Genomic DNA, 21847 nt, shown 5'->3' with positions numbered 1-21847 from the left:
TACAAGATAAATATTTGATATTCAGATATCTATATCAAATAAAACCAAATCCTTCAAAACAAAAAAGTCGGAAGATTAATCTTCCGACCATGACTGGTTATTCCGGTCTTTTTTTGCAGTTGCCATAAACCCTTCTTTTTTTGCACAACAGCAAACCGGGTTGTACAAATCATGTTATTTAAAGCATGACATCATTTTATGCCGGCACCAGCGGTTTGCTCACCCCTATCCCCAAGCGCGATTTTCCACCCCAGCACCTGGACAAGTCAAGGCTGGCTTATGTTGCCACAGTTTTTAACAGTATTGAGATCAATAGCTCATTTTATAAACTGCCCAAGGCTGCTACAGTAACCCGTTGGGCCGAAGAGGTTACAGCGAACTTTAAGTTTACCTACAAGCTTTGGAAAGAGATAACCCACAACAAGGAGCTTGCTTTTAAACCTACCGATGTGCGCGATTTTATAGAAGCTATTAGTTACGTTGGCGATAAAAAAGGTTGTTTGCTGATACAGTTTCCCCCGAGCCTTACAGCGGCGCACAGCATGCAGCTGGATAATTTACTGGCAACCATTAAAGAGATGGATAACAGCTGGCCAATAGCTGTAGAATTCAGGCACCCGTCGTGGTACAACGACGATGTTTATGAAATACTGGATAAGTATGGGGTCGCTATGGTATTGCATGATATGCCGGCTGCGGCAACGCCAATAATAACATTGCAATCAGACATTATGTATGTACGCTTTCATGGGCCGGGCGGGCGCTACCGTGGCAGTTATGAGGATGACCTGTTATATGATTATGCCATGTACATTAAAGAGTGGCAGGACGACGGAAAAACCGTTTACGCTTACTTTAACAATACAGCAGGCGATGCGCTGAACAACCTTGCTACGCTAAAACGCTATGTTCATCCTTAGGTGGTGGTATAATGTCGATATCATTTTCAAGCTTTTCTGATATGTTTTTAATAGCAACATCAAGGGCCTCGGCTTCGTGTAATATCATGGGCTCGGCCTGCTGATATTCTTTGTATTTGTCGTCGCTGATTCTTATGACATCTATCAGCCCCAGCAGGTTAGACAGGTGCCGGCGTACCTCGTGCGAATTGATAAAAGACAATTCTGTTTTTTTTGCGTCAAACACCAACCGCTCATAAAAACGCTTTTTGCGGTTAGCCCTAAAAATCATGGCTATAACCGCAATAATTAAGATACTTATCACTAACACATAAATAAGCCCCAGCCGCTCTCTTTTATAACGTCCCTCCTTTTGATTAAAAGCATTTTCTGCCTCATCAATTTTTAACTGCGATGATATGTGGTTAACGTGCGTAAGCCTGTTAATTTGCTCTTCAGACTGTTGAAGCGCCATTTTAAAGTTATAGGCCGCGGCTTTAACATCCTGCTGCTTTTCGGCAATTTTGCCCAACAAATCGTATAAATGATATTTAACTTCGGGATGATTTTTAAAAGACTTGTGGACAAACAGACCTGCAATAACTGTTTTTGCCGAATCATACATCGCCGCCTGGTAATAAGCATCAACCAACAATAAGTCATCGTTATTACTGTATTGATAAAGGCTATCAGTCTTTAGGGCCAATATCTGTTTAACCGCTGCTTTGTAATCATGTTTTAACAGCGTAAGTTGATAATTGGTAAGCTTTAAAAATATGTATTTATTAAAAGCGCTGTTTGGTGTTGAGCGCAACAGATTATGATATTTTTGCACCGAGTCTGCATTACCCAGTTTAAAATAATTGTCGGCAATATTGCTGTAAACCGTATTAACCAGTAATTGATCTGTGCCGGACAAGCCGATTACCAGGCGCTGCGCCTGCCTTAAATAACTTAACGCCTGGCTATAAAAACCATTGTGATAAAATATGTCAGACAGATTTACATTCACTGTGGCCAGGTACGTCCCGTTTTCTAACGCCATGGCCTGTCTTCTGGCCATACTGTAGCTATAAACGGCGCCGGTGAGGTTGCCAATATCACTTTGCAAAAACCCAAGCTCGGTGTAAAAAACATACAGCAGGTATTCGTCTTTGATATTAGACACTAGCTCTATTGCTTTTACTAAAGACCTTTCGGCATCGCCAAAGCGATCAATGCGTACCTGGTAAATATGGTCTATAAAGTAATTAAATGCCGTGCTGTTATCAAACTCATACTCACTAAACTGTTTGCTGATTTCTGCCTTTCGGCCAGGCAAGCTATCAACGGGCTTTGATCTGAAATAAGCACGTATGTATTTAACCACCTGCCTTTTTTGTACCTCTTTATCCCTATGTTTAAGTATTTTGATAAAGTCATCATCGCCCGCAGCTGATCCGACCGCCCCGAAACAGCAGAATACACAAAGAAATAAAATTACAAGGGTGCTATTTTTAAACATGATTGTTATTGGTTAATCAGTTTAGTTTATAAAAATAGCAAATGGGAGTGGTCTGCAAAGTAGCGTCTGTTAATTATCTTTTTATTACGTAAGCAGGTACGGCAATGTTGCAAAAAAAATAGCGATAGGCTTTTAAACCCATCGCTATATAATTATTATCCGTTAAGGCGGCTCATCGCTGCTCGTTGTAAATCTGAAACTCTGATATAGATGGCGTGCGGTTATAACCGGTGATTTGTATACGCACCTTGCTGGCCCATACACGATCAAAACGGTGAATCTTTATAGGCCCGGTCTTATCGCCATCAAGGATGGTTTTCCATGCGCCGGCAGCATAATACTCCAGTTTATATTTATTGATATTGGCACGGTTTTCTGCTATAACAATAGTGTTTAAACCGGTTCCTTGTTTAAAACCTATCTCTAACCAGGGCTCCTTAACCGTAGGGCTCGATGTCCATGACGATCGGAAACTATCGTCGTTGGCAAAGTCGCTAATGTTCATATCATCGCTCCAGCTTGAGTTTGCCGGCTGGTTAATAGCCAGGTTTGACGATATAATTGGCAATTCGCCATCAGGCAACGCCGCCAGCGGGCCTTCGTTCTTCCAACCCTGTCCTATTGCTTTCAAAGCGGCAATAGCGTTATCGTCAAATAAGCCGTCGCGGTTTGGCGCTACGTTAAGGATAAAGTTACAACGGTCGTTATTCAATGTTTTTAGCTGCGTTATCATGCTTTCGGCAGTTTTTACCGGCTTGGTAGGGAAACTGGTTTTCCAGAACCACGAGTCTTGTATAGGTAAACAAGCCAGGGCCGGCATGGCGTTAACGCCTGCGTCCATACGTTGGCCTGCACCCATTTCATACGTTTTAATGTCGGTGTAGTACATGCCCATTTTAGGGTATTTAGCGCCGTTAAGGTCCATAATCAGACAATCAGGCTGTAGCTTTTTTACCAGGTGATAAATATCCTCAAACGAGATATCATCATAGCTGATGCGCGACCATGGTGCATCCCAGCCATCAATAACCAAGGCTTCTATTTTACCGTATTTGGTTAATAGCTCAGTTATCTGTGTTTTAACCATTTCCATATGGCTTGGCACTATCTGGTTAGGGCGCAGCTTGTGGTGCGTATCAAGAATAGAATAGTATAACCAAACTTTAAGTCCGTTTTTTCTGAACGACTCTACATACTCTTTAACTACGTCGCGCTTTACAGCGCTGTTCATTACGTTGTAATCGGTGCTTTTGGTATCCCAGATACAAAAACCGCTGTGGTGCTTGGTAGTTAAGCATCCGTAGGTCATGTTGGCTGATTTTGCCGCCTTGGCCCATTGGTCGGTGTTTAATTTGGTTGGATTAAAAATTGCGGGCGATGCCTCTGGATCAGGCCAATCGGCATCTGCATAGGTTGGGATGTTAAAATGGATAAACATGCCAAACCTGTCATCAATAAATTGCTGCTGCAATTTTTTTAGGTGTTGTAATGATGTGGTTGATTGTGCCTTAACAGCACCTGTAAAGCCCGCTACAATTAAACATAGCAACGCCAGCCTGCGATATAGATTGATCATCAAAAAAGTATTGTTGGTACAGTACGAAAATAGCAAACAATACCCACCTAAAATTTCAGCCTAAAAAGCAAATTAATAAGCTATAATTACATCAGTTATTTAAACCTTACTGCATTACGCTACACACAAAGTAAAAATCATTAAAAACACGAAAGCCGCTCCACACGGAACGGCCTCGCTGAATTTGAACTAAATTATCAATCAAATGGGTTTAATAAACCACTACTCTTTGCGCTTCATCGCCTGTAAATTTCCAGTTAATGGCTGTTTTGGCGGCTACATCAATTAATTCGCATTTTGTGTAATCGGTAGCTAAACCTTTGGGGCCGGTAAACTTGCCGTAATTAACCAATACGTTTTTGTTACCATTTACCCATTGTATGTTTACATTGTAAGTAATCTCGTCAGATGCAAGGGTTACCGTATAAACTAAGGTGGCAGCAACATTAGTTTTTGTAATATCTTTTACTCGTAGCTCAAAAACGTTAGGGTTAGCAGTAGTGTACAGAATAGCTAATTTGGTAGCGTCGTCTGACACGGCTGTTTGCCTTATCGTTGTTTTAGTTTCGTTAGCTAAAAGGTAAAAGCTTGACGCCTCTGCAAACACTCCGTTATTTAAAACCATAAAGTAGCCGCTTTCGTCAATAATGCCTTTACCCGAAGTACTAATTTGCCTGGCCTCAATGCGGCCATTGGGTGGTATAGTGCTTAGCTGAGTTTCGTTGGCGCCATCGGCATCCATTACATAGTTTTTGCCTGGGGCGCCCACCGGGCCGTAGCTAAAATAAATTCTACCGTCAGACATACCTTTCATATATCCTAAAAAGTTGCTTGCAGGCATGGTTTTAATGGTTTTTATATTTTTCCCGTCGGTATCTGCAGTTTTAATAACAAAGCCGCTGCTGCCGCCTGTGGTATAAGTGTAAGCTATTTTATTTTTTCCGGGGATGGCGGTTATAAGGCCTATATAATTGTTTTGCGATTTCAAGTCCTCGTCAACAACCAGTTTACGGTCGCCGCCGGCTAAGTTGGTGCTGTAAACTCGGAATGTGTCGGTATAAAACACAATAGAGTTGCCAGAACCGTTGCCAACGGTAGTTAGCGGGGTTGGGGTGGGCGTACCATCTGTGGTTGATTTGGTACAAGCATACAAGGCGGTAACGCCAAGCGCTAAAAAAAGAATTTTGATGTTTGTAAGTTTCATTTTGCTTTAGGTGATTTTTATTTCTTCAAAAGTGCCTTTAACAAAACGCTTTCTATATAATACATATGTAGTAATTTGAGCATATTTGTTAAGCCAAAAGGGCATTAAAACCATGAAAAAACAGCTACTCCTTGCTTTACTTATTATAACCGCGACAGCCTGCACCATACATCATCATGAGGTTTTTGTGGGAGGCGGTTCAATAGCGCCAAAAACCATACGGGTACTGAGCTATAATGTGCGCCATTGCAGCCCGCCAGCCACAGGTTTAATTGACATAGATGCGACCGCTGCCGCCATAAAAAAACAAAACCCGGATGTTGTTGCCCTGCAAGAAATTGATGTAAATACCGGCCGCTCAGGCAAGCTTATTAACCAGGCTACCGAGCTGGGTAAAAAGACCGGCATGATAGCGTATTTTGGGAAGGCTATTGACCATGATGGTGGCGAATATGGCGTGGCCATATTATCAAAACATGGTTTAAGGGACCCAAAAGTTTATAAGCTACCTACCGACGAAAGCACTAAAGGCGAACACCGCGTTGTACTGTATGCAGAGATTTTTTTACCCAACGGCAAAACCTATGGCTTTGCCACCACGCACCTGGATGCGCAAGGCCCCGAAACTAACCGCGACCTGCAGATAAAAGAGATTATCAAGATCTCGCAAAAGTTTAAAAAACCTTTTATACTGGCCGGCGATTTAAATGCCTACCCAGAATCAAACGTGATAAAACAGTTGGACCAGCACTTTACCCGCAGTTGCCAGCAATGTGGTTTTACCATACCGGCAACTAAACCAAATCGCACTATAGACTATATAGCGTACCTGAAAGGATCTGCCCTGAAAGTTTTGTCTCACGAGGTTATTGTCGAGCCAAAAACATCAGACCATGCGCCGATATTAACAGTGTTTAAGTATTAAGGGATCAACCTACCTGCACCCCAAGACGGCGTTATAATACCCGCCGCTTTGTGCCTTGCCCAGCATTACCTTGTGGAAGAAACAGGCGGTGTTACTGGCTACAACTTTGGCAGTAAACTCTACCGGATCATGTTTACCATTTGGCGATGTATTCAGGATTGTGGGTTTACCAGTCGCCAGCGTTTGGCGATACAGGCAGGCTGAGCCATACAGCTCTGGCACACGGTCGCAATTAGCTATGTAGAAACCCCTGTCATAAGGCACTGTTTTATCCGCCGTGCCATGAAAAAATATAGTAGGTAGCGCCGTCGATTTAGTGATCAGTGTAGAATCTGGCAGAGCACCCCACATATTTAAAACCCCTTTTATTTTGAAGGAGTTTTTTAGGCGGTTACTGGCGGTATCCAACTTACCTAAAGTGGTAACCGCATTGGCCATTTTTTCGCCGGCAAATTTTTGAGTGATGTAGGCCATATCTAAAGCGATAAACCCACCGGCGCTGCTGCCGCCAATAAACAACCATTTGGTATCTATGTGATATTGATTGGCATTAGCTACCAGGAAACGCATAGCCGCATGGGTGTCTTGCACCGCACGATAGGTGGCTGCTATCAGGCTGTTAACATCCACTTTTTCGCAGCCGCCATAAACGCTGCCCGCGTTCCAGCCCAGGCGGTAATTTATGGTTACGGCTATAAAGCCCGAGTCGGCCAGTATTTTGCAGTGTGTGCCCAGGTTTTCTTTGCGCCCGTTTAAAAAGCTGCCGCCATGTAACATCATTACCAAAGGGTACTTTTTACCGGCAATCATATTTTTAGGATAGTAAATATCCATGCCCAACTTTTCTTGTTTTTTAAGGTAGTTTACATTACTGCCGTAAACTATGTTGCGCTCAACGCTGTCCCGTTGCGGTGCTTTTGAATTGGCCGCGGTGCTAATATTTTTCCAACCGGGAAGCGCGGCAGCAGCAATCAGGCACAATATTGCAAGGCAAATACTCGTTTTGGTTGATCTGAACATGAGTAAGGGGTATTTAAATTTCTAATTTAAACATTGGCAACTTAAGTGTCAATTAATTATGGGTAAAACTATCGGGCAGCTTTTAGGTTTTGTAGGTATGCGTTTAATCTGCACTGTTTGTTTTTTGTTAATTGTATTGTATTCTTGTGGGTCTGACCCGGCTAATGATACAACGACCTGGACCAAAGCCCAACCCCTACCCGTTACTGATACCACAGCTCAACCCGTACGTTTTACTGATACCACAGCCGAAGCCGCACGTATTACAGATACCACACGTCGCTATTTCGACATCAACACCGGCAAAACTGCTCCCGACCAACTAATAGGTTTTGCGCGCACGCTAACCGGCACTCCCTATAAATATGGCTCAACAGACCCTAAGGAGGGTTTTGACTGCTCTGGCTTCATCACTTATGTTTTCAATCATTTCAGCATACTGGTGCCACGCAGTTCGGTTGATTTTACCCACATTGGCCGCGAAACAGACTTAAAAAACGCCAAGCCAGGCGACCTGATACTGTTTACCGGGACGGACAGTACTAAACGCATCGTGGGGCACATGGGCATACTGGTAACATCACCTAAGGACGGTTTAGCGTTTATCCACTCCACATCAGGCAAAGCCTATGGCGTTACCGAAACACCGCTTAATGCCTATTATATGGGCAGGTTTATGAAAGTGATAAGAATATTTGGAAAGAATGATATGTGATAGGCGCTGATTTGTTTGAATAATTGTTGAGACAAAAACGAGGTAGGCAAACCTGCTAAACCACATCTATTTTAAACACATCCTTCAACGCCTTTTTAGCCGCGCTATACCCACACATACCATGCACCCCACCACCTGGTGGCGTTGATGACGAGCAGATATACAACCCCTTAGCCGATGTTTTATAAGGCGACCAGCGCAAAGCCGGACGGGTAAATAACTGACCTAAATCTATAATACCACCATTAATGTCGCCACCTATGTAATTAGGGTTATGCGCTTCTATTTGTGCGGTGTTCATGGTGTACTTTCCTAATATTAAATCGCGGAAACCGGGGGCAAAACGCTCTACCTGGCGTTCTACTGCATCCGTCATATCCTGTGTCGAGCCGTTGGGCACGTGGCAATAAGCCCAGGCAGTATGCTTTCCTTCGGGAGCGCGGGTAGGGTCAAACAAACTTTGTTGGGCCAGTAGAACAAAAGGTTTTTCGGCCTGTTTGCCGTTGCTGGTTTGTTGTTCGGTTTGTGCAATTTCTTCAAAAGTATTACCCAAATGGATGGTACCGGCCCGGCGGCAAGTTTCGGCGGTGAAGGGTATGGGGCCATCAAGGGCCCAGTCTACTTTAAACACGCCCATACCGTAGCGGTAGCGCTCCAACTGCCATTTATATAAGCTCGAAAACTTATGCCCGGCTATCTGCAGTAATTGTTTGGGGGTGATATCAAATAGCACCGCGTTCGCCGATGGCAACTGATCCATCGATTTAATGAATGTGCCGGTCGCTATTTCCCCCCCTATAGCCTCAAAATAACCGGCCAGCGCGTTTGCTATGGCCGAAGAGCCCCCTTTAGGTACAGGCCAACCTTTTAAATGTCCGGCTGACATTAACACTAACCCGATTGCCGATGTAGCCAGGTTACTTAGCGGTTGTATAGCATGCGCGGCCATGCCACCAAATAGTCCTCGGGCTTGTATAGTCTTAAAACGATTAACAAAGTAAGTGGCGCTGGTTAACGCCTTTAAACCAAAGTTGGCCATAACCAGAGGATGCTTTGGAAAACCCAACGGACCTAAAGTATCATTTTCAATTAGTGGCCAGGCTTTGGTTACGGAGTGCATTAAGTAGGCATATACTTTTTCGTCAACGCCAAACTGTGCAGCGGTTTTTTCGATAGAATGATCTAAAAACGCTGCCGTGCCATCATCAAAAGGATGCGCGGCAGCTATCCCGGGATACAGATACTCAAGGCCATGATCGGCCAGCGGTAATGTCTTAAAAAACGGCGATGCTACGGCTAGGGGATGTATAGCTGAACAGATATCATGTGTAAAGCCAGGCAATGTTAACTCGGCAGACCGTAGTCCGCCGCCAATGGTGTCCTTGCCCTCTATTAACATAACGGATAAACCCTGCTGTTGCATTAAAATAGCAGCTGCAAGCCCATTAGGCCCCGATCCTACTATTACTGCATCATAATCGCGTTTTTGTAAAGCCATGCAAAGCAAAGATATTAAACGGTGCTAACATTGTCTACAATTTCAGTGGATATTAACTTCGGCTATAATGGTGACTGCGGGTGGTTAGTTTTCCTTTTTATGATCCTTCTCCACCGTGATCTTTAGAACTTCGGAGAGACAAGGATTATCGCGCAAAAAGGCGCCACGCTCGGGGCCGCTCAAGCTCTGGTTAAGCCAGGTTTTGATCTGACTGCGTTCAAGTATGGCGGGCATACGGTCATGAATTTCGCTCATGGCACGGTTGGGTGGCAGGGTTATCATGGCAAAGGTGGGCAGCAATACATTGGTTTGAATATCAATCCAAATATCCCATAAGCCGGCTATGTAAAATGGTTTGCCATCGGCACGCTCAATACGGTATAGTTTTTCTTGTAGCTTGTTATATTCAAAAAAAGCCTGTATACGTATTACGCAATGTTTTTTACCCAGCAACTGCCGCCATAAACCCACATTGTGCAGGTTTTCCACGCGGGCATGCTTATGTTTACTGTGAATCTTGTCGTCATCGATAGTCAGCAATCCCCAGCGAAACTGCTGCACCTTACCGGGCATGGCATCAGTGACCACGGGCAGCATAGATCCGGGATTACCGCTGCTGTTAGGTTTAGGGGTAAACTGCCTGCCGTCTCGGCCGGTTATGATAATGTCTTTATTCTCTCCGATTAATACTCTTCCGCACATAGTCAACAATTAACGCACGAAGATACTAATTATTTTAGTAATTAATAAAGTATCCTACAACTACAATTTGATTGAGCGAGCCGCTCAACGCTAACGCGTCACCACGATATCGTTCCAGTTGGTGGTGTATTGTTTGCTCAAATACTCCTGTTTCATTTTCCAGGTTTTGTCATAGCCCTCGGCAGCTACTCGCAGGGCACCTCGGCCGTAGCGCGCGTTAATCTCGTCCATTAAACCGCTTAGTTTTGTTTGGCGGCTGTTTTCATAATTGCTGAAAAGGTTGTACTGCGCCTCGCCGGCGGGGATGATGCCGGTTGCCCGCACGCCGGTTTTTAAATAGTTGTACCCCGGTTGCCAAATGGCCCGCAGCGCCTGAACGCAAATTCGGGTAATCTCCTGCGCACTATTGGTAGCCAGCGGCACTTTAACGGTAATAGACGGGTAATGCTGGTCGTGCTTTACGTTATGCTTATTGGTGCGCAGGTAAATGGTAAGCATCAGCGTCATGCTTTTTTGCTGACGCAGTTTTAGGGCTACTGTGCCGGCATGCATGGCTGTTGCTTCTTCAATTTTTTCCAATTGGGTTTGATAGGTGTTAAAGCTCTGGCTTGACTCTATCCCCTTTGATCTGTCGGCCACATCGCGGATAATGTTGCAGGGTTTGCCCCACAGCTCCTGGTGCAGTCGCCAGCCCTGCACCGTCATTTGCTGGCGCACAAAATCAGGTTTAAGCTGCCTGAAATCCTCGGCGGTTTCAATCTTATGCTCGCGCAGTTTGTCATAATATGCCCGGCCAACGCCCCACACATCTTCTATCGGGAAGGTTTTAGTAACCTCGTGTACTTTTGCTTCTGTATCCAATACTAAATAACTGAGCCCCTGTTTCTTTGCAGCCTTGTTGGCCAGCTTGGCCAGCGCAAAGGTTGGCCCCAAGCCAACGGTGATCGCCAGGCCAGTGTCGTGCATTACATTTTCACTGATCATTTGCGCGTGTTTATCCAGATCGAGATCTTGAGTATCGGCCAGTGCCATAAATGCTTCATCTATGCTATAAACCATCAGGGTGTAAGTATAGCGCGCCAGGTTATTCATCAGGCGGGCACTCATATCGGCGTAGAGCGCGTAATTACTGCTGAATATCACCGCATCATGCTCCTTGAGCACCTTGCGTACCATAAACTCGGCGTCGCCCATTTTAAGGCCTATGGCTTTGGCTTCGTTGCTCCGGGCTATTACACAACCATCGTTATTAGACAGGACCACCACCACCCGGCCCTTTAACTGCGGCTGAAAAAGCGTCTCGCAGCTTACGTAGCAATTGTTAATATCAACATGCGCAAACACGGCTGTACCTCCCTACTTTTTGCTGTGGTTGCAGTAGCGGGTTGAGTGCCAGCATTACCACACCCCAGCATTGCCACTGGTTTATATCCTCAATAGTAATGGTATCGTACTTAGTGTTAGCTTTTAGCAACAGCTTGTTACCTTGGGGGCAATACTCCCGGGTGTAAAAGCCGCCTTCGTGAAAAAATACTACAATGCTGCCAGGCACTGGCTGCAGTGAGCGGTCTATAACCAAAATATGATCCATCCCTATCTGGTAGCCCGTCATAGCTTCGCTGCCCATCCGCATGTAGTAGGTATTGTCGGGGTCTATCACGGTAATATCAGTAATATCCAGCGTGGGCACCTCATGCGTTAACATGGGCAACCTAAAGCCTAATACATCCCTCTTTTGCGCCTGTTTCTTTACCCTTAGCATTGCCTAACCGAATGGAGACAACAAATTTAATGCTAAAAATATTAGTATTTGCTTATAGTTTTCAACAAATTGAATTCAGGTAATCACCAATAAACTACAATGATGTTGATGGAGCGAGGACCAGGCGCGGTGCAAAAACACTGTATTATTTTTTTTACAATCAATCAAATTTATTTATAATCAGCAAGTTAAGGTTTATAAATTTTTTTACTAAAAAAAGCCCGCCTACATTTTGGGCTGCAAGGCACAATACTTGTTAACCATTACGAAAAAATATCTACTATGAAAAAATTAGCAATTACCCTATTGGCAGTAGTCGGCCTGGCTACTAGCTTTACCTCATGTAAAAAGGACGACGACGCAGGCATGGACATGATGCAAGATCAAGCATTTGTTATAGCAGCTTCAAGCAGCAATATGTTTGAAGTGGCGGCCGCTAACCTGGCGCTAAGCAAAACAAAAAACACTAATGTTACAGCATTTGCAAATCACATGCTCACAGATCATGGCCAGACGGCCACCGATATGCAAATATTAGCGCGACAAAAGCAACTTGATGTAGCAGAATCAATGCCTCAAAAATACCAGGAAAGATTGATTACGCTAACCGCACTTGTGGATACCGCTTTTAACAGGCAATATGCGACAATGATGGTAACATCACATCAGGAAACTATTAACTTGTTTACAGCAGCATCGCAAAACAGTGTTAAAGACGAAGGGATTAAAGCCTTCGCCGCCGGAAAATTGCCGACGCTTAAACGCCACCTCGAAGAAGCGGTGACGCTAAAGACTCAGATTGGTCAATAGCGATTAATACCTTATTTGATAGCACCACAGGTTTCTGCCTGTGGTGTTTTTTTTATCCTTTAATAACAGTACCAGGGTATCAAATTATTTCACTTTCCACTGGTTATCATAAAACCCCGCATAGCTCACCTGCCCTATCCCATCCTTCAGCATACTTGCACGGAACACCATGACGTCGGCAAAGCCGCTGCCGCCTGTAAAATATTGGTTGGCATTAGCGGCACGCAGACCTTCAATACCGGTGCCTGATATTACTGATACGCTGTTGCTTGCAGTACCGGCTATCGGCCATACAAAATAAGTAGCTAAGTCGGTGCCTGTGTATTGCTTCGCGCCCACTTTAACCAGGCCATTGGCTACATTAACCGGGCAATCACCCAGCAATATCTTCCAGGCCGAATTGGTTGTCGCGTTACCCACCAGCACCACGTTGCGGCCTGCATATTTAGCTTTGCTGTACACTTTATCGCTAATAATATCAAACGCGCCGTTGCCCCGGTAGTACCAGCTTTCGGCATCATAGCGGGCCTTGGCTACGGCCCAGGCTTGTTCTGCCGCGGTACCGCCGGTGGCATATACGTATACCATGTTCTTATTAAAACCATCTTTAAAAGTGCCATAACGGTGCGGGCCCTTCTCACTCAGGTTGGGCTGGTTTACAATGGACCAGGCTTTATCTACTTTTTTTAGGTAGATACTGTCATCCTCGCTTTTGGTAGTGTACTTAATAGCGTCCGCACCATCAAGTGATATGCTGATAGCTTTATCTTTTACAAAGCCGGCTAAGCTTAGTTTTAATAACTCAACGTTTTCTAGCGTGCCCGATATACTCGCGTAGCGCTTGCTACGGGTAAGCTTGATGCGGCTATACTGAAATGGAACAACCTGCTGATATATGGTAGCCCAATGGTTTGAGGCTGATATGCCCGGGCTGGCCGTAGTGAAATCAATGTTGTTAAAAGCAGTGTCAAGCGGAATGGTGTGCCATTTAAACATATCGAATATTGGTTTCCAGTCTACCGACTCGTCACTATACCAGTGCGAGCCACCTGGATACTCATAATAGCTCATATCCGGGTGAAACGGCACCAATAGCTGTCTCATCTGCCTTGCGAAGGCAATAGGTACGGTCTCATCCGCATCGCCATGTAAAATGTATACGCCTACCTGCTTGTAGTTTTGCGCCAGCTTGGGCACATCGCTTTGGTTGCTGGCACTTAATAAAAGCTTACCGTAGTCAGTTGAGCTGGTATCAGGCACAATGCCGTCAGCAGATCCATAGGTTTTAAGCGTAGGATAACCGGCGCACGGTGCAATAGCCGCCCATTTATCAGGATACGTGGCACCCAAAAACCAGGTACCGTGACCACCCATAGAGTGGCCGGTAAGGTAAATATGCTGCGGGTCGGGCTTAAATTCTTTTTTGGCGATGTTTAGTACTTCCATAGCGTCTAAACGTCCCCAATCTTCCCAGTTAAAACCACGCGGGCGACGGTTGGTAGGGCTTACCAAATTACCCCAGTCTTTTGATTTATAGGCACGCACTTGGTTAATAGCCTCAACCCCGGCACCATGTACCGAAAAGAACAGCGCCTGGCCATCTTTTTGCCCGCCAACCTGTGGCGCTACCGAGTAGTATTGCAAGCTGCCGTCTATATTGCTTACAAAAGTTTCACTGTATTTGTCGCCCGGCAGGGTGCTTTCTATTTTAACTGTGGCTTTGTCTAAAGCTTTACCATTCTGCAATAGCGTCAAAGCGCAATCTGTGAAGCCTTTGGTGGTTACCGTTGTGCCATCAAACTCAAAATACACCTTACGGGTGCTGTATGCTGGCACGCTCTGCAGACTGCTTTTTACCTCTTTACCTCCAATGCTGCTCAGCATTTGTAAGTTGGTTAAAACGATGCCGCTGGTATTTATCACCGTAACTGCCGCCTTTAATTTAGCCGCACTTTGGCCCGGGACAATAAAGGGCGCTGTAAAATCTTTCACGTCCAACACTATAGGTTTTACAGGGAAAGTCAAACCTCCCTGCAGCATCCCACCACGAACAAAAAAATCGTTGCGGCCTTTTTTTAGTTTTACCACCACATTCATCCAGCCAAAGCGGTATGGGTCGCCCATGTGGGGTTCGCCGTTAACATAAACAGCACTGTTACCTTGTATATTTAGGATCGCTGCCCTTTCGGCGGGCAAATCATAAGCAAAATAAGTATAGTTTCCCTCGCCCCCGCGCATCCTGAAACGGTTGGCGGTATCGGCAGTAACCTTCGTCCATTTAGCGTCCGTCCCGGCTTTAGCGCCGGTAATGCCCATTCCTTCTTCGGCAACAGTTAGCGTGCCCTTGTTAATGGCATACGCAATCTGATCCTGGTATAGTGCGGCACGGTTATAATTAGCCGTGGTTCTGATGGATAGTCCGCTGGTAAAGGGTTGATATGTTTGTGCTGTAGCGCCCGATGTGATGGATGCTACGGCTATAAAAACACCTGCAAAACAGCTTAGCCTAAATGGAGAAAGGGGGTTGGTCATAAAACAAACTTAACAAAAAAAGGGAGCCTGGCAAAGCTCCCTTTTACTACTTATCATGGTTGGCAATTACTTGCCTTTTTTGAGCAACTGAACCTCTTGCTTCAGTTGCTCAATTTCGGTTTGCTGCTCTTGGATAGCGCCTACCAGCAATGGTACCAACTTTTGCAAATCAACCTCTGCGGTAGCTACCGCGCGTGGATTATTTTTACCTGCGTTATACCAGTTGTTACGCGTGGTTATTGCCCATGGCATAACCTCTTTAACATCGTCGGCTATAAAGCCAACTTGCTTTCCGGCCGGCAGGTTAAGTTGTTTAAAATCGCTTTTATTATACTCGTAAGTTACCGGGTGCAGTCGGCTAATGGTACTTAACGAATTACTTACAGGCGTGGTGTTCTTTTTAAGTTGCGCGTCGGTAACTAGTTGTGCCGATGCGGTAAAAACTGATATAGAAAATACAGCTGCTAAAGCTGCTATAAATTGAATGTTACTTTTCATGATTTTGTATAGTTTAATGTAAAATAATCAGCTATTCCCCAATAAAAAGAATGCACTTAATTATCCGAAAAAATTAAACTATACGGTTGGGTGGTGGCGTCGGCACGGGCGGCACCCAAGCCAGGTGCGCGTGCTGTTGTCTTTGTGGGTACGTGGTAGCTTCTATAAATGTCAATAACGGGGCTTCTATCAAAAAATCTGACAGCAAATACTCTTTCACCTTGCTTTCTTTAACCTCGTTACGCTCTGATTTGCTCTCATCGTCGTTAGCCATTTGCTGCTCGGTTTGGTTAAGCTTGTATTTGGTTAGCGCAGACAGCAAAGAAATGCCTGTGCTCTCCAATATGCAGAACAAACTCACAAAAACTAATATATGCTTAAGCCAATTAAACGACATTAGATATACATTTACTATGCAAACATATCAAATATCCTTTTGGTTTATTATTTGGGTAATAAAAAAGACAAAATAATTACAGATTAAATTCATTAACCCCAAAATCAAAAGGCCGACTTTATACCCTTTTGGAATTTGGAAATAATAGCTATACATTTATTAGTAGCCAAATAAAGCCAAAGCGATGAAACCTGAAGAAATCTACGATCTACTGCAATCGATTGATGGGATAGTATGGGAGGCTGATATCCTCAAGCGGCAAACCACCTTCGTCAGCCAGCAGCTATTACCTGTTTTGGGGTTTTCATCAACAGCATGGATTGGCAACGGACTATTTTGGGAGACGCATAGCCATAATGATGACCGGCAAATAACCGCCGGCTACGACAAACTGCTAAGTGGCGAGGTAAAAAGCCAGTCGTTTGAATACCGCATAGTGAAAGCAGATGGACACATTGCCTGGATCAGAGATAGCGTATCTGTGGTGTATGATAAAGACAGGCCTGTTATGCTGCGCGGTATTATACAGGATATTACCATAACCAAACGATTAATAGCGATGGAACGCCTCGAAAGTGACATCCTCCGCTTAAATTCAGATTTAAATATTACGCTTGACATCGTTTTAACTACTTATTTACAGGGGCTGGAGGACTTCTTCCCGAAAATGCTTTCGTGCATACATAAGATTAAAAACGGGCGATTGGCCAACGGGGTCGCCCCATCCCTTCCTCCTGCGTACATGGAAGCTATGGAAGGAATCCCCATAGGCGAGAATGAGGGATCATGCGGTGTTGCCGCGGCTACAAAACAGCAGATTATTGTTGGCGATATAACCACCGACCCCCGATGGGAAAAGTACCGGGAAACTGCGCTTAAATACAATTTAAAAGCGTGTTGGTCTAACCCCGTAATTAATGCTGACGGTGACGTTATGGCAACGGTGTCTATGTACTACCGCGAAGCAAGATTACCTACCGGGGAAGAATTGCAGGTAATGGACAGGGCTACTGCGCTGTTACGCATCATTTTAGAAAACCGCCAAAAAACAGACATTATTAACGATGCCCACATAATGATGTTGCAGAGCCAGGAACTGGCCAACTTTGGTAACTGGCGCTGGGACGTTCAGCATGATATTGTCAGCTGGTCGCCTGCCCTTTATGCCATATACGGCCTGGATGCCAAAGATTTTAAAGCCACCTTTGCAGGCTACCAGGAACGCCTGCACCCTGAAGACCGCGAGCGGGTATACCACCAAATTGAAGGCGTATTGAAATCAAAAATAGGTACCGAGTTTGAAGAACGGATCATTCGCCCAAATGGCGAAGTGCGGTACCTGCGATCATGGGCCAGGCTAAAGCAAGATGAGGCGGGCATTCCTTTAGAGATGATAGGCGCCTGCCTGGATATAACCGAGGAGGTAGCCCGTTTAGAAGCGATAGCATTGCAAACCGGCCAGCTACAAGAGATAGCTTGGGTACAATCGCACGTTATCCGGTCGCCGTTAACAAGAATAATTGCATTGATTGACCTGATTAAAGACCCCGGGGCCGATGATACAGAAAAAGAGCAATTACTGGATCATTTGCTTACCTCGGCCCAGGAGCTGGATGAACAAATAAAGCGGATTGGCGAAGGAAACAAGGATTAAACGACTTATCAGTGGTTCCGGCATTTGTCAGAAAGGGTGTTTAACTTCGTCCCAAACCCTTTCCCGCTTTTTCGCCAGTTAAAAGGCTGGCCACATATCACACAAACCTTCAAGGGCAAGTGTTGCTTTTAACCCCTTTCATGCTTCCATTGTTTTTTTAGTTGGGCATAAAGCGGGTTCGCTTCGGCGGCTTTCCATTTATCGTAAAATATGCGGGCAGCCGCTGCCTTTTCAGGGTCGCCGGTGCCGCGCTGTAGTTGTGTGTAGTTATCATCGGCATTGTACTTTTTACCACCTTGATAATTGGCATAGCGGCGTGCGCGGGTATAGCCCATCTGCAGATACTTGCGGGCCATATCAGCGCCCACAAAATCATTGGCGGCTAGGTAATCCTCAAATAGCAGGAAGATCTTCGCGCTGCTGTCCATTGCTATCTCCGGGGTTTTAAAACGCCAGTGCTGCCCTATTTCGCTCTTATAGGGCTCGCATATCAGTACGCCTTGCTCGCCTTTGCCAACGCGGTATTCTAGCGGATGCAAGCGATAATCTATCTCCGGTTTCCAGGCATAATGCTCATGGTCGAAATTTAAATAGCTGGGTTTATTTATTGCCATGTTACGTGGTTAATAATCTCTCATTCCTTAACCAAAAAAGCAATGACTGCCCGAAAAGTTTGGTTGATATGCAGGCAAAACTTTATCGGCGAACCACCGTTATAATTATTAATGGATGAGGGTTTACCGCAAATGGTAACATAATCTTAACAGAGCAAATTTTAATTAAAAGCATAATTTTAGTAAACTTGCCTATATGGTGATTAGCAAAAAACAGCAATACAAAGTAATTCTGCTACTGGCGGGGTACTTGTTTATTGTGCTAAACCACTTATATTTTATTGAACCGCCACAAAAAATTGCCGCCGACAGCACCTATTACAGCGCCAACCTGGTGCCCAATGGCTACGACAAGTTTGGCCGAAATATTATTGCCGTTAAAAAGATCTTCAAGTCTGTAGTTAACCGCGATGCTGATGATCAGCAAGGTAAAGCCCTGCATGAGCTTTATGTGGCCGAGCTGCTTTATGATGCGTCCCTGCCAACTTTAACTGGTTCTAAATTATATACTTCCACTACGCCTATTACCAAACTCCCGGTAAAGCGCTTTTACAATCTTCGGATTTGATCAATAAAACCCGTCAGCTCCAGGCTGACTCGTAACCTAAATTGAGGATAATCTCCTTATTAATTAAAGTTAAACCGTTCGTGATGTGGCTGTTATCCTAACAGTCGATATGATGCGCATTAAATCAAATTATTATGAGTATTAGCGAAAAACTGATAGAAGGACTTGAACTTAAATATACAGGCAAAGGCTTTGTTGGCTTCAGGGAAGAAGATCCTTACGTTATATTTTTAGGCTATGACAGCCTGGGGTGGACAAACATCTGGGTAAAGTATAACGGAGTACATATATTTACATCAGTTTTTGATGTAGATATACAATAACCGGCGACGTACGCTCTAGATAAATCAACCCTGAAGTATGAAGAAACTGGTCACGTGGTCAAACGCCCTTAATGTTGTAGTTACGGTATTGATCATTGTTGTCTTGTTTAACCCGCAGGCCAAGGCCTTCATACTTCAGGGTTTAATGAAAGTAGGCTTTTTTAAACCTCCTGTCGAAAATACCGAACAGGCCAGGCCGGCAAGCCTTGCACCTACCCTTTCGCTTGTTGATCCCGAAGGTAAAACCATTAACACGGCTGACCATAAAGGCCGGGTAATCTTCATCAATTTATGGGCCACCTGGTGCCCGCCATGTATAGCCGAAATGCCGTCGTTAAACACCATGTATTTACGCTATCGCGATAACCCGAAGGTGATGATTGTTACGGTTGATGTGGATAATGATTTTAATAAGTCCCTGCTATTTTTAAAGCGAAAAGGCTATCAGCTACCCGTTTATCATTTAGTTGGCGACATCCCGCAAGACTTATTCACCGGCTCCATACCCACAACCATCATCATAGATAAAACCGGCGCCATTGCAGCCCAGCACCAGGGCGCGGCCGATTATACAGACGATAGGTTCTACACGTACCTGGACGGCTTGATAGCTAATTAAACTATCGCTCTAACAGCGGATTTAACCAAATGGCCCATGAGTTATAATTATGCCCCTCCGTACCGTCAGCCTTAAGTTCCAGTACATCTATATTTTTAATATTCACCTTAAATTCGTCACGGTGACCGGCTCTTAGGGCCGGCGATTGATAAAGCACCTTACCATCGCCCAGCAACGTAAATTTGGCCGAGCCCTGGGCATGGGCGCGGTCCCGTAAACCTACTATAGCCGAAAACCGTTTCCACTTTTTATTGAGGCGAAACTGATAAACCGACGGCGAGTGCGCAAAGATGCCTTTTTCAAACAGCTCGTTCTTATTCTCCAGGAAAAAGGTAGCCTCAGTTTCGGTTGAGTAATAATTACGGACGGGTCGCTCCCAGCCTACAGTGCCAAGGTGCCACTTTGCATCAGACAGGTAAAGGCTGTCGCCTATATGCGTAGCAGCGTCAACCGGTGGGTTGTGTTTGATAACGCCTTCTAATATCCTCAGCTTTTGTTTAGTTTGATTGGTTTGTACCGATTTTGATAGCCGGTTGTACAGTTCTTTTACATCAACTAAACCCTGCCCGGGCACGCTGAGCACTTTTATCCCGTCATCGCCAACACTAAAAAATTTGAAGACAGGTTGTACTGCACCGCCAGGGAAAATGAACAGCATCGTCATTCGGTAAAGACCGTTAATCCGGTTACGCAACGGAATTTCAATTTGGCCTGCCGACGATAAGGTGTATATGCTACTCTCGTTACGATATTCGTCCATGTTCCACGGATGGATCAGCACGGTAAGCCCGTAAGGCATGTCGTCGGCTTCCACATTGGCTTTAAGCAGTATGCTACTGTCTTGCTTCTCAAACTGCAAATCGCTTACAGACAGCCATTTGTGAGTATTAATTTCTTTGCGCGATTGGGTAAACACCGGGTGACTCAGCAGTTGCAAGATACCCGCTGCCGATAGGTGCGAGGTTTGCGGACCGCCCCAACGATAATCGTCGAAATGGCGGCTGCCGAATTCGCCCATTAGCGCTATCGTGTTGGGGCGCAGCTCGGCAGGGTTACCAAAGTCATGATACAGGCCAAACATGTGGCCCATTTCGTGCGCTATGCCGCCAATGTACCAGCTATTAAACTCGGCTACCAGGCAGTCTTTTAACATTCCGGCCCGTTCAGAAAACTTCATGCGCGTGGTTCTGTCAGTCAGGAAGCGCGGGTCGAGCATTTCATTGTCAGATGCGTAGCAGGCGCCCCGCTCTGATGAGCCGGTACCATTGTAAGGCGAGTGGAACACAAAAACGCCATCGTTGCGTACATAAGTAAGCCCCGTTAATGTCAATACATGATCGTTAGCGAAATCGATTTTTCCGCCCGCCTTTTTCATAATCTCGGCCTGAAGTTGCGCGCCCGAGTTTGCGTCGTAACTTTTAGAATCGTTGTCGCCACGGATAACGGTGATGACATATTTTTTTCCGGTCCGCTCAAAGTTAACACCGCCCCCATCAACACCCGCTTTCTTAAACTCGTCCCTGTAAAAGCTGTCGACAGCAGTTAAAACTCTATCCAGGCGTGCCTCCCAATTAGCCAGGGTCTCGCGGTCGCGGCCATGAAAGTACACCACCTTAACCACGTTGTTGGCTTTAGGCGCACCGGCATGGTAAGCTTTGACTACCTTTTGCGCATCGGCAATAATTTGCTTGCTGCGCGGCGTTAACTGCGCTAGGCTGATGAAAGGAAGTACGGTTAAGAGTATGAAGAGTTTAAGGCGATGTAGGTACATAAGGTTTGATTGATGTACCCAATGTAAACAGACTCGCGCAAAATAGCAAGGGCTTTGTTATGCTATTCCAAAAGACGCTAACTATGGTAGCACTTATTGCCTGATAGCAGGCCAATGTTCAGAAAATCCTGTCAAACAAAAAGCCCCTTACTATAAAAGGAGGACACTGAAAAAGTAATTCAATAAAACGTATTACGAGAAGCGATCAAGAGAAAAGGTAACTTTTACTTGGTCGTTTTTTTGTTCAGATTTATTT

At 45.0% G+C, this 21847-nt stretch carries 22 protein-coding genes; 8 read left to right on the top strand and 14 right to left on the bottom strand.

Annotated features, from left to right (window positions below; all coding sequences use genetic code 11):
* The first annotated feature begins 185 nt into the window (after positions 1-185).
* Complete coding sequence (locus tag ACFSYC_RS19175; RefSeq protein ID WP_377130475.1) at positions 186-920, top strand: DUF72 domain-containing protein; 735 nt, start codon at positions 186-188, stop codon at positions 918-920.
* Here the strand turns inward: ACFSYC_RS19175 and ACFSYC_RS19170 are convergent.
* The 3 genes from ACFSYC_RS19170 to ACFSYC_RS19160 form a co-directional block, all read right to left on the bottom strand.
* Positions 892-2403, bottom strand: coding sequence for a tetratricopeptide repeat protein (locus tag ACFSYC_RS19170; RefSeq protein WP_377130474.1), 1512 nt, complete (start codon positions 2401-2403; stop codon positions 892-894). The two genes, ACFSYC_RS19175 and ACFSYC_RS19170, sit on opposite strands and share 29 nt — an antisense overlap.
* Before the next feature lie 172 nt (positions 2404-2575).
* A complete protein-coding gene (locus tag ACFSYC_RS19165) occupies positions 2576-3979 on the bottom strand; it encodes an alpha-L-fucosidase (RefSeq protein ID WP_377130473.1) in 1404 nt (467 codons plus the stop codon).
* Positions 3980-4190: 211 nt separating this feature from the next.
* The gene (locus tag ACFSYC_RS19160) at positions 4191-5183 is read right to left on the bottom strand and encodes a hypothetical protein (RefSeq protein ID WP_377130472.1); all 993 of its coding nucleotides are present in this window, start codon (positions 5181-5183) and stop codon (positions 4191-4193) included.
* Positions 5184-5295: 112 nt separating this feature from the next.
* Here ACFSYC_RS19160 and ACFSYC_RS19155 point away from each other — a divergent pair, with 112 nt between their 5' ends.
* The gene (locus ACFSYC_RS19155; protein ID WP_377130471.1) at positions 5296-6108 is read left to right on the top strand and encodes an endonuclease/exonuclease/phosphatase family protein; all 813 of its coding nucleotides are present in this window, start codon (positions 5296-5298) and stop codon (positions 6106-6108) included.
* Between the two features lie 9 nt (positions 6109-6117).
* Here ACFSYC_RS19155 and ACFSYC_RS19150 read toward each other — a convergent pair whose 3' ends face one another.
* On the bottom strand, positions 6118-7128 hold the full coding sequence (locus ACFSYC_RS19150) for a carboxylesterase family protein (protein ID WP_377130470.1): 1011 nt from the start codon (positions 7126-7128) through the stop codon (positions 6118-6120).
* Positions 7129-7186: 58 nt separating this feature from the next.
* On the opposite strand from ACFSYC_RS19150, the gene ACFSYC_RS19145 reads away from it, so the two are divergent.
* Positions 7187-7843 carry a C40 family peptidase gene (locus ACFSYC_RS19145; protein WP_377130469.1) on the top strand — a complete coding sequence of 219 codons (657 nt, stop codon included), beginning with the start codon at positions 7187-7189 and terminating at the stop codon, positions 7841-7843.
* Between the two features lie 55 nt (positions 7844-7898).
* On the opposite strand, the gene ACFSYC_RS19140 is transcribed toward ACFSYC_RS19145, so the two are convergent.
* The 4 genes from ACFSYC_RS19140 to ACFSYC_RS19125 all read right to left on the bottom strand — a co-directional run bounded on the left by ACFSYC_RS19140 (position 7899) and on the right by ACFSYC_RS19125 (position 11805).
* Positions 7899-9341: a phytoene desaturase family protein gene (locus tag ACFSYC_RS19140; RefSeq protein WP_377130468.1), complete on the bottom strand. Its 1443-nt coding sequence runs from the start codon at positions 9339-9341 to the stop codon at positions 7899-7901.
* An 84-nt stretch (positions 9342-9425) separates the two neighbouring features.
* Positions 9426-10043, bottom strand: a complete 618-nt coding sequence (locus ACFSYC_RS19135; protein ID WP_377130467.1) for an SOS response-associated peptidase family protein — start codon at positions 10041-10043, stop codon at positions 9426-9428.
* A gap of 90 nt (positions 10044-10133) precedes the next feature.
* Positions 10134-11387, bottom strand: a complete 1254-nt coding sequence (locus tag ACFSYC_RS19130) for a Y-family DNA polymerase (RefSeq protein WP_377130466.1) — start codon at positions 11385-11387, stop codon at positions 10134-10136.
* A complete protein-coding gene (locus tag ACFSYC_RS19125; RefSeq protein ID WP_377130465.1) occupies positions 11371-11805 on the bottom strand; it encodes a LexA family protein in 435 nt (144 codons plus the stop codon). The genes ACFSYC_RS19130 and ACFSYC_RS19125 overlap by 17 nt, the downstream gene beginning before the upstream one ends.
* A 282-nt stretch (positions 11806-12087) precedes the next feature.
* Between ACFSYC_RS19125 and ACFSYC_RS19120 the strand changes: the two genes are divergently transcribed.
* The gene (locus ACFSYC_RS19120) at positions 12088-12615 is read left to right on the top strand and encodes a DUF4142 domain-containing protein (RefSeq protein ID WP_377130464.1); all 528 of its coding nucleotides are present in this window, start codon (positions 12088-12090) and stop codon (positions 12613-12615) included.
* Between the two features lie 84 nt (positions 12616-12699).
* Here ACFSYC_RS19120 and ACFSYC_RS19115 read toward each other — a convergent pair whose 3' ends face one another.
* The 3 genes from ACFSYC_RS19115 to ACFSYC_RS19105 form a co-directional block, all read right to left on the bottom strand.
* On the bottom strand, positions 12700-15147 hold the full coding sequence (locus ACFSYC_RS19115) for a carboxylesterase family protein (protein WP_377130463.1): 2448 nt from the start codon (positions 15145-15147) through the stop codon (positions 12700-12702).
* Positions 15148-15213: 66 nt separating this feature from the next.
* Complete coding sequence (locus ACFSYC_RS19110) at positions 15214-15645, bottom strand: tail fiber domain-containing protein (protein WP_377130462.1); 432 nt, start codon at positions 15643-15645, stop codon at positions 15214-15216.
* Positions 15646-15718: 73 nt separating this feature from the next.
* Positions 15719-16006, bottom strand: a complete 288-nt coding sequence (locus ACFSYC_RS19105; RefSeq protein ID WP_377130461.1) for a hypothetical protein — start codon at positions 16004-16006, stop codon at positions 15719-15721.
* Between the two features lie 220 nt (positions 16007-16226).
* Between ACFSYC_RS19105 and ACFSYC_RS19100 the strand changes: the two genes are divergently transcribed.
* On the top strand, positions 16227-17696 hold the full coding sequence (locus ACFSYC_RS19100) for a GAF domain-containing protein (protein WP_377130460.1): 1470 nt from the start codon (positions 16227-16229) through the stop codon (positions 17694-17696).
* Positions 17697-17704: 8 nt separating this feature from the next.
* On the opposite strand, the gene ACFSYC_RS19095 is transcribed toward ACFSYC_RS19100, so the two are convergent.
* Positions 17705-17815: a DUF2256 domain-containing protein gene (locus ACFSYC_RS19095; protein WP_377130459.1), complete on the bottom strand. Its 111-nt coding sequence runs from the start codon at positions 17813-17815 to the stop codon at positions 17705-17707.
* Positions 17816-17824: 9 nt separating this feature from the next.
* Positions 17825-18310 (bottom strand): DUF4385 domain-containing protein, encoded by a 486-nt coding sequence (locus ACFSYC_RS19090; protein ID WP_377130458.1) that lies wholly within the window; start codon positions 18308-18310, stop codon positions 17825-17827.
* Positions 18311-18506: 196 nt separating this feature from the next.
* Here ACFSYC_RS19090 and ACFSYC_RS19085 point away from each other — a divergent pair, with 196 nt between their 5' ends.
* From ACFSYC_RS19085 to ACFSYC_RS19075, 3 genes are all read left to right on the top strand, one after another.
* Entirely contained in the window at positions 18507-18878 is a 372-nt protein-coding gene (locus tag ACFSYC_RS19085) for a hypothetical protein (RefSeq protein ID WP_377130457.1), read from the top strand.
* A 134-nt stretch (positions 18879-19012) separates the two neighbouring features.
* A complete protein-coding gene (locus ACFSYC_RS19080) occupies positions 19013-19201 on the top strand; it encodes a hypothetical protein (RefSeq protein WP_377130456.1) in 189 nt (62 codons plus the stop codon).
* 37 nt (positions 19202-19238) lie between these two features.
* Entirely contained in the window at positions 19239-19820 is a 582-nt protein-coding gene (locus ACFSYC_RS19075; RefSeq protein WP_377130455.1) for a TlpA family protein disulfide reductase, read from the top strand.
* 1 nt (position 19821) lies between these two features.
* On the opposite strand, the gene ACFSYC_RS19070 is transcribed toward ACFSYC_RS19075, so the two are convergent.
* Positions 19822-21591 carry an NPCBM/NEW2 domain-containing protein gene (locus ACFSYC_RS19070; protein WP_377130454.1) on the bottom strand — a complete coding sequence of 590 codons (1770 nt, stop codon included), beginning with the start codon at positions 21589-21591 and terminating at the stop codon, positions 19822-19824.
* Positions 21592-21847 lie beyond the last annotated feature (256 nt).

The organism is Mucilaginibacter antarcticus (assembly GCF_042686155.1).
GTDB lineage: Bacteria > Bacteroidota > Bacteroidia > Sphingobacteriales > Sphingobacteriaceae > Mucilaginibacter > Mucilaginibacter antarcticus.
Note: the sequence above shows the minus strand (reverse complement) of the source record. Positions and strands in the feature narration are given on the sequence as shown.